10 protein-coding genes are annotated in these 11521 nt (G+C 42.5%); 2 read left to right on the top strand and 8 right to left on the bottom strand.

Going from position 1 to position 11521, the window contains the following annotated elements:
• Positions 1–189 precede the first annotated feature (189 nt).
• The 6 genes from ACFFGT_RS22930 to ACFFGT_RS22905 form a co-directional block, all read right to left on the bottom strand.
• Complete coding sequence (locus tag ACFFGT_RS22930) at positions 190–1152, bottom strand: hypothetical protein (RefSeq protein WP_377024850.1); 963 nt, start codon at positions 1150–1152, stop codon at positions 190–192.
• A gap of 61 nt (positions 1153–1213) precedes the next feature.
• Positions 1214–2479, bottom strand: coding sequence for an O-antigen ligase family protein (locus ACFFGT_RS22925; protein ID WP_377024849.1), 1266 nt, complete (start codon positions 2477–2479; stop codon positions 1214–1216).
• Positions 2457–3581 carry a DUF1972 domain-containing protein gene (locus ACFFGT_RS22920; RefSeq protein ID WP_377024848.1) on the bottom strand — a complete coding sequence of 375 codons (1125 nt, stop codon included), beginning with the start codon at positions 3579–3581 and terminating at the stop codon, positions 2457–2459. Before ACFFGT_RS22920 ends, ACFFGT_RS22925 begins: the two co-directional genes overlap by 23 nt.
• Complete coding sequence (locus tag ACFFGT_RS22915; RefSeq protein ID WP_377024847.1) at positions 3520–4722, bottom strand: glycosyltransferase family 4 protein; 1203 nt, start codon at positions 4720–4722, stop codon at positions 3520–3522. Before ACFFGT_RS22915 ends, ACFFGT_RS22920 begins: the two co-directional genes overlap by 62 nt.
• Positions 4712–5734, bottom strand: coding sequence for a glycosyltransferase (locus ACFFGT_RS22910; RefSeq protein ID WP_377024846.1), 1023 nt, complete (start codon positions 5732–5734; stop codon positions 4712–4714). Before ACFFGT_RS22910 ends, ACFFGT_RS22915 begins: the two co-directional genes overlap by 11 nt.
• Positions 5727–7415, bottom strand: coding sequence for a hypothetical protein (locus tag ACFFGT_RS22905; protein WP_377024845.1), 1689 nt, complete (start codon positions 7413–7415; stop codon positions 5727–5729). The genes ACFFGT_RS22910 and ACFFGT_RS22905 overlap by 8 nt, the downstream gene beginning before the upstream one ends.
• A 199-nt stretch (positions 7416–7614) precedes the next feature.
• Here ACFFGT_RS22905 and ACFFGT_RS22900 point away from each other — a divergent pair, with 199 nt between their 5' ends.
• Both ACFFGT_RS22900 and ACFFGT_RS22895 read left to right on the top strand, forming a co-directional pair.
• Positions 7615–9027, top strand: a complete 1413-nt coding sequence (locus tag ACFFGT_RS22900) for an oligosaccharide flippase family protein (RefSeq protein ID WP_377024844.1) — start codon at positions 7615–7617, stop codon at positions 9025–9027.
• The gene (locus ACFFGT_RS22895) at positions 9024–10238 is read left to right on the top strand and encodes a glycosyltransferase family 4 protein (protein WP_377024843.1); all 1215 of its coding nucleotides are present in this window, start codon (positions 9024–9026) and stop codon (positions 10236–10238) included. Before ACFFGT_RS22900 ends, ACFFGT_RS22895 begins: the two co-directional genes overlap by 4 nt.
• Here ACFFGT_RS22895 and ACFFGT_RS22890 read toward each other — a convergent pair.
• Both ACFFGT_RS22890 and ACFFGT_RS22885 read right to left on the bottom strand, forming a co-directional pair.
• A complete protein-coding gene (locus tag ACFFGT_RS22890; RefSeq protein WP_377024842.1) occupies positions 10235–11035 on the bottom strand; it encodes a glycosyltransferase family 2 protein in 801 nt (266 codons plus the stop codon). The genes ACFFGT_RS22895 and ACFFGT_RS22890 overlap by 4 nt on opposite strands.
• Before the next feature lie 117 nt (positions 11036–11152).
• Positions 11153–11329 carry a hypothetical protein gene (locus ACFFGT_RS22885; protein ID WP_377024841.1) on the bottom strand — a complete coding sequence of 59 codons (177 nt, stop codon included), beginning with the start codon at positions 11327–11329 and terminating at the stop codon, positions 11153–11155.
• Between the last annotated feature and the right edge of the window lie 192 nt (positions 11330–11521).

Below are 11521 nucleotides of genomic sequence, written 5' to 3'. Positions count from 1 at the left end.
TTCGTTCTGTAGAGTATGCGATTGCCACGCTACGCTCGCAATGACATGATGACGATATGCATTGCCTTTGGTACGAAGCAATCCCCGGTTAGTAGAGCGGCTAAGCAGGTTTCTCTGTATATAGTTCGCGATTGCTTCGTGCCTCGCAATGACGTGGTGTATAAGCTTGTCCCAAACTTGTTTAGGAGATCACTGCGCCATCCGGTCTTCAAATTGCTGCAATAACGTGGAAACTTTAATCCGGTACCGCTCTATCAGTTTAATCTGAAAGTTTTCGGGAGATGGTTTGGCGAAATGTTTACTTGCTGCCATGCTCATTATTGAACCTCGCATGTTCAGCTTTTTCATTTCAGTTTTCTTGTTCCACCGTCCGGACGTGATTCCCATAAAAGCGTTATCCAGCCAATTGCCAAACGAATTATTAAACAATCTTTCTAAAATGGCCTTGTACCATAGTTTTTTTAATGGCTTAGCGGTAGCAAGGCGCATGCATTTGTTAGGCAGGAAATCATGCATCCAGGCATTGGCTTTATAAAAATGCTCAAAGGTGGTATCTCCTTCAAGCGGGATAATAGTGGCCACCTCAATAGCAGTATAAATGTTTTTTTCAACTATCTGCAGCTGTGCTTCGTCAATATAATAGTTCATGCAGTAGTTGTGCTGCTTACCAACCAAAAAGGTAAGCTTTTTGAACATATGCATGAATGTGCGTGCAAGCCAGAGCCTGTTGCGTTCGGTAATGATAAAGAAATCAATATCAGAATTGTCGTCGGCACAGTTTTTTGATAATGACCCCGAAATGCCTATGCCGCGTACAAAAGGAAACCTGATCAGGAAAGCGCCCACTTCTTTAGCCTTAATGATCAGTTCAGCAGCTTTTTTATTTCCTTTGTTGCGCCTCACAGCAATCATATAGTCGTTTTTGAGCGCGTAAAACTTGTCGAAATGGAATACCAGCTTATTGACTATGAGCTGATCAAGGGCTTCGGTGAAATCATGCTGCCCATATTTATTTTCCAGGAACAGGAATATTTCGCCGTAGGTTAACGGATAATCCCACATGTCAAAATAGGCAAGGGTAGCTAAAATATTGTTCCTGGTGTTTAACAATCGTTTATTGTTTTGTTCAACTAAGGTGACTGTACTTTTCACGTCTTTGTATATATAATGATGACGTACCCCTAATGGCTTTGGTTGCCTGTGAATAAACTAATTACACAATATTTTTAGTCCCGGTTTCGGTTGTTTCCGGCCTTACAGAAAACATTAATAATGAGAAAAATACACCATAAAAAAAGATGCCTTTATCCACATCTAAAAAGTTTTCGGAAAAGGAAACAGCAGTTATAATAACCATAAAAGCCATCAATAATAAGTCGCGTTTTGCAAGGGCTTTCCTGATACCAACAGCAAGCACAAACAGGTAAACCAGTAAACCAACAATCCCCGATTTAATGAAGAAGCTGATGAACTGGTTGTGCGCATTTAACCCCGCCAGGTACGACCGGTAAAACTGGTGATCAAAAAATGGGTCTTTAAGCAAGCCAATTTCGGTACCTGCACCATGACCTATAACCGGTGATTGTGCGCCTACGCTAATAGCCACCCCCCAGCGCGCCAGCCGAGGATCGGTAAGCTCTGCATCGGTTGATTGGCTTAAGTCTTTTTTTAATTCAGTTATATAGCGTTCTTTAAAAACATCCCTGGTATAAATACCGGCCATTACCGCGATAAATAATGACGCGCTGATGGTTGTGAACCAGATCCGGCTGCGCCCTTTTAGCATAAACCAGGGCAACGCGATATTTATAATAAGCAGCAGCGCAATAAATATTGATTTTGAGCTAAGCTGCAGGATGCCCACAGCCAAAATACCTGAACAGATGAGCAGGAAAAGCTTATAAGTTTTTGCTTCCTCTTTTATGAAAACGTACAGCAGGTAAATTAACGCTATGGCTATCTGCATGGAGAAAAAAGTTGCATGGATTTCCAATGGTTCCGAAAAATTGTGGTTCGTGAACAAAGGGGAAGCCAATGCAGTTATGGGCAGATGATAATATTTTATAGTAAGGAGTGCCTTTAAAAAAAGGTAGATAATAGTAATGGTGCAGCCCAATGAAAATACGAGTAAAAAATTATGCCTGTATTTTTTTACATCAAGCGGGTTAAAGCAAAAAATTAAGGGGATAAGCAAAATGGTAACCTGCCTGCCCAGCTCTGTAAAAGCCTGGGGCTTATTGGTAGTGTAAATAATGCTGAACAGTGTTACAAAAAAAACAGCTGCCAAAGCAATATTGGCGGTTGTTAAAAGGGGCTTTATAGCAGTTTTACGAATTTGTATAACAGTATGCAAAGCCAGGCCTATTAAAAACAGGTGACTGTAAAACAGGTTGAATGGCAGGCTCAGCAACAACAGCATCAGCAGGTAATAGCTGATCCTGTTGTTCAGGGTATCATCAGGCCTTAATAGTTTTTTCATATTGTTCCCGATAGCATTCCAGTATAAAATCTTCGTAGTCGTTTATCACTACTTCCCAGTTAAACTGGTATTGGATTTTGTGAAGGTTGTTCTTTACCATTTCGCGTTCAGTATCCTTGCGCTGTACGTTCTCAACCAGGTGGCGCACCTCGGTGGCATTATCAAAATAAAATGCATCTGAGTTAAGCACTGCCTTGTTGAACGGGTTATTATGCGCTGCTATAAGCGCTTCACTGGCCATAGCTTCCAGCAAAGACGGATTAGTGCCGCCCACGCTATGCCCATGGAAATACAGGTAACTATTGTTTTGAAGGGCACGCACAACCGAATTGTCAAAATTGGCGCCTTTAAATTGTATACGGTCGTCGTTTTTAAATTTATGGGTAATGAACTTACCAAAGCGGTTACTGGTATCGCCCAAAACCATGAAGCTTTTTTTAGATGAGCTGCTGTTAAAACCTTCCAAAATAGTTTCGATATTGTTTTCGGGCTCCATGCGGGCCATTAGCAAAAAGTAATCCTCCTTAAGTACTTCGCTTTTATCAAACAGCTCACGTTCCTGTTCTGAAAACAGATCGGCACCATAGGGGATGTAACGGCTGTCAACCTCGTATTTATCTTTAAGGTACGACCGGATCACCCTTGAGTCGGATATATAATACTGGCTATGCTTTACGGCCAGCTTTTCGGCGTACTTTAAAAATTTTTGTACCGGTTTTGAGTATTTGGAGCGTTTCCACTCCAGTCCGTCCATATTGGTGATGATAACGCTGTTTGGCGGATAAAGGTGGCCCCAAACCGAACTGCTGGTGTAGCCCATAAGCAGCACCACATCAAACTTACGTTTGCGTGCATCCATAAGGCAGTTAAAATCATAGGCAAACTGCCCGGCGGTGCCTATCAAATATTCCGGATCGTAACAATGTACAATGTTGACACCGTTCCACTTATCGGCTTTGTAAGGATGATTGTGCGAGTTATAAACAGTAACCGAGTGTCCCTTTTTTACCAAACCGGCAGATACATACTCGGAAATATGCTCAAACCCGCCATAGTAATTCGGGATGCCCCGTGTGCCTAAGATCGCTATTTTTAGTTTCATGACAATGAAAGTTTGCTTGTAATAAGTTGTAAAATATGATACCGCTTTTTTGCCAGTGGTATTGCTGTTCAATATGTTGTGCTACCCGGCTGGTAAAGGCATAACCGGGTGGCTGCTGAATGGCCATTGCAAGCTTTTGCTCAAAATCGGCATGGTTGGCCGGGTTGAAAGTATATGGCGCAAAAAAGCTGAAGTTTTTCATAGCCGTTTCTGATGAGCACAACACCGGTGCGCCGCAAAGGGCAGCCTCCAGCGGCGGGATTCCAAAGCCTTCGGCTTTTGATGGATATACAAACAGTTTGCAAGCCCTGTAAAAAGCTGCCAGATCGGCCTGCTCTGCCTGTGGGATCCACCTGAAAAATTGCTTTTGCTCAGGAGTAAGGTTTTTGATGAGTTTGGCCAGGCCCGGCGTTTTTATAGATGCTTTACCGATGAACACCAGCCCGGTACCCTTTTCATACAGCTTCAGTTTTAAATATTTCTGAAGTAGTAAAAGATGGTTTTTGCGGGGCTCAATGCGGCTTGTATACAAAATGAAATTCCGGATGCCGAATTTTTCTGCTATCCAATCTTCAGCTTCCTGCTTTGAGGCCTGGTATTGCAGCAGCGAGTTGCTTACCCCGTTTTGAATAATGTGTACATCATCGGCAGGGATCTGGTAATAATCGCAGATCCGGTCTTTTGAATAATCGGATACCGTGGTTTTGACATCGGCATTTTTAATGCTGCGGCCAAAAAGGTAATTGCGTGGTATGCTGAACAGGATAGGAAAATCCTTCCTGAAATCGTTAAAAAGCATATCATGCATGGTTACAATGTACTGGCAGCCTGCTATTTTTTTAGGGCTGATATACTGGAAGTGCGCAAAATCAAACCTGTATTTTTTGATATAGGCCGGTATATCAAAAATAAAGCGCAGGATGTTAACGCCGCGGTTTTTATAAGGCAGTATGTTTTGTGGCGGCAGCATCGGGAACAGGCTGCGGATATTATCAGTGTTGCGGGCACCGATGTAAATATCTATGTCCGGGCGTTCGGCCAATAAATGGTTATATAGCTCGCGTATAAAGGTTTGCGCCCCCTGAAATTCTTTATCAAAGGAGTGCGCATCAACAAACAGTTTTATCCTTTTAGCTGCCATAGTTCAGTTCCTTTTGATTTAAAACAGCGGTTGGTGGTTCATCAGCTTCGGCTAAACGGAAATTGCCCTTAGCCAGTTGATATAGCCTGATCAGTGTACGCTCGGGCAAGTATGACATCAGCAGTAAAAAATAATTTTTAACATGCAGCGGACTGATGGATAATGTTTTAAGCAGGTTTTTTCTTGCCTTTTCAGGCTGGTAGTTATTCCACAGGTATTTTTTGCCCAGCAGGGCATAGTAAGCTCCTTTTTTGATGCGCGGCGATAATTGTTTAATCCCGATCTCAGATAATTGCCTGCCTTCGGCTTCGGTAATGCTCAGTTTGCGCAGGGTGCTGTACTTGATCTGCCTGAATTTGCCTGTGCGCCATTTTTCATCAATGGTGATAGATTCGGCATTGAGCCTCACTTTAATGAGCGGCTGGTTAAGGTTAAAAGCCTTTTCGTGTTTAAGGATGCCGGCCCATAAAAAATGATCTTCAAAAGTGTAGGCCAGTTCATTGTAGCCACCGGCGTTTAAAACAGCCTCACGTTTGTAAAATACGCTTGAGTGAATGAAAGGGCAGATCCTGTAGCTCAACTGCCTGATTTCGGCATGGCTCATGGCATCAGGCTGCCAGGTAAATATCAGGTTGCCGCGAACATCGGTATAATCAACCCCCGAACCTATAATGCTGTAATATGGGTGCGAAGTGATGAAATCATACTGAACCTGCAAACGGTAGGGGTAACATACATCATCGGCATCAAAACGGGCAATATAGGGTGCCCGGGCATGGCGTAAACCATTATTTAATGCCGCCGCCACGCCTTTATTCAGCTGGCTTAAAACCACTATGCGCTCATCGGTAAATGATTTAATGATCTCAAGCGTATCATCGGTTGAGCCGTCATTTACAATGAGCAGTTCAAAATCGGTAAACGATTGTTCAAGCACCGATGTAATAGCTTCGCGGATATATTTACCGGCATTATAAGCCGGCATTAAAACAGTAATTTGAGGGCTATGCATAGGTAAGCTCCTCCGGCACTGCAGGTTTTGTTTTCAAATCGGGTGGGGTATTTTCTTTTATGTTGAGGAATAGCATCAGTTCAAAAATTACCAGTACCGAAAGCTGCTCAAACCAGTAATCAAGAAAAAATATGCCCGCTACCATCATAAGTATGGGCAAACCATAACTAAGCTTTTTATAATGCCGTGCATAAAAGCCCATGTAAAGTATAAGCAAGGCAAGCAACCCGAGGATGCCGTACTCGCTTAACATCTGGTCGTAAGTGGAGTAGGGGTTGTTGCGCACCGAACGGTAATCTGCATTCTTGCTGAAAAAGCTCAGGTACAGGTCTAAATGATTGTGCATAAACGCAGGGTGGATATAAGTGTATTTTGGGGGGTAATCGCCCCTGATGCCGGCACCAACCGCTCTGAAAGCTATTTTTGATGAAAAGTTTCCGGGGCCTAACCCTGTTATGCTTTGCAGCGGATGGCTGCTGAGATAATTATAGGTTTGTATAATACCGGTGATCTTTCCCGGTAGTGAAGGCCTGAAAGGTTCAATCCGGCAAAGCGGTAACTGTGCCCGGTAAATAGTTATACAATCAATCAATTGCTGCCTGTCGGGAGTTATTTCGCCAATGTTATAAAATTCGGCAAAGTGGGTATTGGGCTCGGGGATGTACAGCCGGCCATTATCTGTAAGCGGCAGATTTTTGATCTTTTTATCAAGCGTACTGGGTTTTTCCTGCCTGGCTTTTATCGTGCTCAGGCTATCCAGGTAGTTTTGCGCAAATTTTCTTCGCTGTTCATCCCTGGTTAATAATTGCGTGCCGGGATTTGCGGTTGTTGCCTGTACTGTAGTCTGATCCTTTTTTTCAACACGATTTTTGCGCAGGGCGCTTTCTGTAACCTCGTTGATATACTTTCCATTTTGCGGCGATATTTTGACCATGGAAATAACATATATCATCAATGCGACTACAATCATGCTTTTTTGATTGCGGGTGGTTTTGAAAACAAACATAAAAGCGAGGATAAGCAGAAACAATATGCTGATAAGGTTACTATATGTTAATACCAGCGTGCTCATGCACACGATCATCATAGCCAAATTGCGCTTGTAAATGAAGTAAAATACACCAAAAGCACAGAGAACGGCATTGGTTGATGAAAGATCAAAGCTGATGCCCATGACATCGTCGCCGGTATTGATAAAGTAGCGCTGGTGCATCCCCATAAAGGCATAAGGGTTAATGCTTTTGATTATCCACATGATGTGCACCAGGTTACCTGCCGAAAAAACTGCGTTTATAATAAAAAAGAGGATCAGCGTATGGTAAATGGTTTGGGCATCTGTTTTATCAACAATGAGCTTAACCTGATGAATTGCCAGTAAGGCCATCGCCCAGCATACCAGTGCCCATGCAAAAACGGGTACATAGTACAGATCAACAAAGTTTTTGTTGACAACAGCAGCAACAACAGCTATCGGGAAAACGAACAGATAAAACAAGGGGATTCTTGAATTATGTGCCCTAAAGGCAAATTTTAAATCAAACTGGGTTATATAAACAAAAAGCAGCGCTACTATCTTAAATGGAATGCGCACATTAATAAACAGCAACAGGAAGATCAGCAGCCGCCAATCGGCATAGCTTTTCCATTTCTTAATATCAAAACCCGGCAAGCTGATTGTCATTACTCTTATTTGTTGGTGTCTGTTCCCGGTTTTGCCGGCCTTTTTGCAATTGTTTTGTTTAATGAGGTTACGTACCAAAAAATGGAATGGTTGCCTCGTTATTATGCTGATATATGCAGATATTTAACCGGGATATAAAAATGTTACAGGCAACCGGCCGGTAAAAACAATAGTATAAGGGTATAAACACTACACAGCATTGCTCAGAAATAAAGCGTTCATCAGGTTTTTTTCATCAGGATTGCAGGCACTCGCTCTGCAGGTGCTGGGCAGCGTTTTTTTTTATGTTATTTCCGTTTACCTAAGCAAGGACAGTTTTGGCGCCATAAGCTGGATGAACGCCTTATCCATATTTATTACTACCATCCTGGGGTTTGGGCTGGAGCAGGTGGTGATCAGGCGGATAGCAGCCTCACAACGATCGGACTGGGCGGCTGCGGCATTTTTGTTCCATTCCCTGGCCGCTTTTCTTGTAACCCTAACCCTATTGGCATTGTTAAGCTTAGTATTGCATGGTGAAATTTACCATGTGCTGCCCTGGTTTTTTATAGCGCAGGGTTTGCTTTTCATGGGGATCCCGCTAAAGCAATTTTTAAATGCCAAGGAAAAATTTACCCCTTATGGTGTCATAGCTATTATAAGCAATAGCTTACGAGTTTGCGGCGCATTTTATCTTGTTGCTGTTCATCAGCTGCAGGTTCGTTCCATCATCATGGTGATGATATGTACAGCCGGGGCCGAATTGCTGGCCCTGCTCATTTATGTTATCACCAAAACCGATTTTAGTTTTAAATTCCGTTTTCAGGCTTATAAAAAGCTGATTAAAGAATCCACCGCGCAGTATGTATCCGTTATATTTGATATGAGCCTTTCGCGGATGGATTGGCTGCTGCTGGGTTTTATGGCAAGCAAAGCCGTTTTGGCCGACTATAGTTTTGCTTACCGTGCCTATGAGCTTTCGCGGTTGCCCATGCTTATTATTGCCCCTGTAATTTTACCGCGCCTGTCGAGGTTAATGACCCTGAAACCAACCAACGAATTACAGGAGCAGGTAAATTCATTTAATACCGCCGAACTGCTGCTGGCTATGCTGCTACCCCTGGTATTTAATATCCTTTGGACACCCGTAGTAGGCATGATAACCGGCGGTAAATACGGCGCTACCAATGCTGCCGAGTTTTTGGTACTATCATTATGTATCCCACTGCAGTTTTTTATAAACCTGCTTTGGTCATTAAGTTTCAGCGTTAAAAAGTATAAAGCGGTATCGTCTGTTACTGTAGCCTGTGCCATAACAAACATCGCCCTTAACCTGATTTTGATCCCGCTGTTTAATGGTATTGGCTCGGCAGTGGCGTTTTTAATTACCAATATATTACAGGCTGTGCTTTATTACCGGCTGGTGAACAAACATATCATGCATATCAGCTTACGGCCATTTATGATATTACTCCCAACTGCTTTGGCCGGTTGGTTTATCACTTCCTCTATAAACATCCATTTTTTGTTCAGGCTTTTATTAGGGATAGCTTTTTATTTATTAGTAGCCCTGGTATCAAAGCAGTTAAGCAGGCGTACTATTCAAAACAGTAAACAGTTTTTAGCGCAATGAACATTTTATACCTGTGCGATGAATATCCTCCCGGGCCGCATGGCGGTATTGGTACCTATGTGCGGCTTATTGCCCGGCAAATGGCAAAGCTTAGGCACAAGGTAATTGTTGCCGGGCTGTATAGCCGCGGGTACGGAGGTCCCGATGAATTTGAGGATGAAGGAGTAAAGGTTTTCAGGTACCGCTGGGGTATTGATGGTAAATGGTTTGAAAATCAGCAATCCTTAAGTGTACGAGTACTTAACAAGGTATTATTGGATGCCGGCATAACACAATGGGATATCAAAAAAAGCCTTGCTACCTATCAAAAAAAACTGGAACATATTATTAGCGATGAACAGATAGATATTATTGAAATGCCTGATTATAATGATTATACCAGGTTTTGCAGGTCATATGTTCCCTTCCCTGAATTGCCGGTTCCGGTAATTGTTAAAATGAATGGTTCTATTACCTACTTCAATAGCGAGGCGGGAAAACCAGTTGCTTCGCATGTTTTGAAAATGGAACAGGATATTTTAAACCGTGCAGCCGCCGTAAGCAGTGCAAGTGCCTATACTGCGGGTAAAAGTGCCGGTTATCTGTCATACAGCAAACCCATTAAGGTGCTGTATAATGGCATCGATACAGATATTGCCGTTAGGGGCAGCAGCGTACCAGGTACTAAGCAGGTAGTATTTACGGGGAGCCTTGTTCAAAAGAAAGGCATTTTTCAATTAGCAAAGGCCTGGAATATAGTAATCAAACAGGTCCCCGATGCCCGGTTGCTGGTATTGGGGAAAGGCCCGGTAAATAAGGTAACTGCTTTTTTGCAGGAGTACGCAAAAAGTAGTGTTACGTTTAAAGGGCATGTTGGCAAGGATGAGCTTTATGCCTGTTTAGCTAACTCGGCAGCAGCAGTATTCCCCTCATATGCCGAAGCTTTTGCACTTGCACCCTTAGAAGCCATGGGATGCGGAACAGCGGTGATCAACTCAAACCGTACATCCGGCCCCGAACTGGTTGATGACGGCATTAACGGGATCCTGATAGATCCTGACAATGTAGCGCAATTGGCATCGGCAATAATTACACTGCTTAATGAACCCGAAAAAAGGTTGAAACTTGCCTTAGCAGGCAATGAAAAGGTAAAACAATATTTTGATATCGATATAATAGCGAGGCAAACGCTGCAGTTTTATGAGCAGGTTTTGGCTGTTAGGATTGGTTAAACCTGCTCTATAACCAGTTCTTTATGATAGGTATTTTGCTTTTGAGGCTGCTCTTTATATTGTTTCAGATAGGCGTACTTAAGGCGTGTGTTTTTATAAATAACACGCGCAATGGCCAGGCCCTCGGCCCCATCCAAAAAACCAAGCCTGATAATGTAATTACGTAAAAAGCCAAAAGCAGGCGAAAAATGCAGCTTTACAAACGTTGCCTTTTTACCGGCTTTGTAATATTTAGCCGCACTTAACTGGGCATAATGAATTGCCTTACGTTTAAAGTCGCCAATATCGGTTACCGAGTGATGGTGGATATAACCAGCTATGCTTTTGATTTGTACATTGGAAGGTAAAAGCAACGTTTCATGAACTTCGGTTTCGCCCCATTTTACCAGCAAACGGTTAAACAAACGCAGGTGATGGTCGTTCCCCCAATTGCCGTAGCGGATCAGCTTTTTACCAAAGTACGATTTGAATTTGATGTCGTAAACAGTATTCGGATTGTCAAAGTTTAAATTATGAAGTGCTTTAACAAGTTCCATGTCCGGTACTTCATCGGCATCAATGCTCAGGATCCAGTTATAACGGGCCTGGGTTATGCCCTTGTTTTTGTTTGCGCCATACCCGCTCCAGCTTTTTTGAAATACCCGGCAGCCGTAACGTGAGGCTATGAGTGGGGTACCGTCGGTACTGTCATTATCAATCACAACAATATCATCGGTAATTAAACAAGCCATTTTTATACAATCTTTAATTAAGGCGGCTTCGTTTTTAGTAATGATCACAACAGACACTGGTACCATGCAGCAGTAGTATTAGTAGTATATATTATTAAGGACTTGCTACAGCCCTTTACAATATATATCGTGCAGGTATGGAGTTTGGTTGCCTTGGGGTAGGTAAACCTGAAAAAAAATAATTTATGGATTTTGTTTATTCCACTCTATTATATTAAGCAGTTTATCAGAAACCGCATTTTTACAGCTGGGGCAGGGGCATAGTATGGTCCAGCGATCTTTGGTTTGCTCAACTACCGGGCGTGCCCCGCAGATTTTACAATTTTTAACCGGGAAATTTGGGTTTATTTCGATTTTCATAAAAGGCCTTTAAAAACAGCCGGGGATTTTAAATATATGAACATTACGCTATAAACGCATGTACCAGTTGCCTTCATTATCAAAAATATAATTATTTGTGAGGATTTATCCGGGATGTATCAACTTGTACATATTTTGTATAAATGATTTACATAAGTGAGAAAAGCAGGTATATTTTATCAAACTATGTGA

The organism is Mucilaginibacter angelicae (genome assembly GCF_042434235.1).
Lineage (GTDB): Bacteria > Bacteroidota > Bacteroidia > Sphingobacteriales > Sphingobacteriaceae > Mucilaginibacter > Mucilaginibacter angelicae.
This window is presented reverse-complemented; position numbering and strand designations above follow the sequence as displayed.

What these genes read in the sequence shown, in the direction of transcription:
- ACFFGT_RS22915 (WP_377024847.1), bottom strand. Translation starts at nt 4,722, where the DNA reads ATGGCAGCTAAAAGGATAAAACTGTTTGTTGATGCGCACTCCTTTGAT.
- ACFFGT_RS22890 (WP_377024842.1), bottom strand. Translation starts at nt 11,035, where the DNA reads ATGGTACCAGTGTCTGTTGTGATCATTACTAAAAACGAAGCCGCCTTA.
- ACFFGT_RS22905 (WP_377024845.1), bottom strand. Translation starts at nt 7,415, where the DNA reads ATGACAATCAGCTTGCCGGGTTTTGATATTAAGAAATGGAAAAGCTAT.
- ACFFGT_RS22925 (WP_377024849.1), bottom strand. Translation starts at nt 2,479, where the DNA reads ATGAAAAAACTATTAAGGCCTGATGATACCCTGAACAACAGGATCAGC.
- ACFFGT_RS22895 (WP_377024843.1), top strand. Translation starts at nt 9,024, where the DNA reads ATGAACATTTTATACCTGTGCGATGAATATCCTCCCGGGCCGCATGGC.
- ACFFGT_RS22910 (WP_377024846.1), bottom strand. Translation starts at nt 5,734, where the DNA reads ATGCATAGCCCTCAAATTACTGTTTTAATGCCGGCTTATAATGCCGGT.
- ACFFGT_RS22885 (WP_377024841.1), bottom strand. Translation starts at nt 11,329, where the DNA reads ATGAAAATCGAAATAAACCCAAATTTCCCGGTTAAAAATTGTAAAATC.
- ACFFGT_RS22920 (WP_377024848.1), bottom strand. Translation starts at nt 3,581, where the DNA reads ATGAAACTAAAAATAGCGATCTTAGGCACACGGGGCATCCCGAATTAC.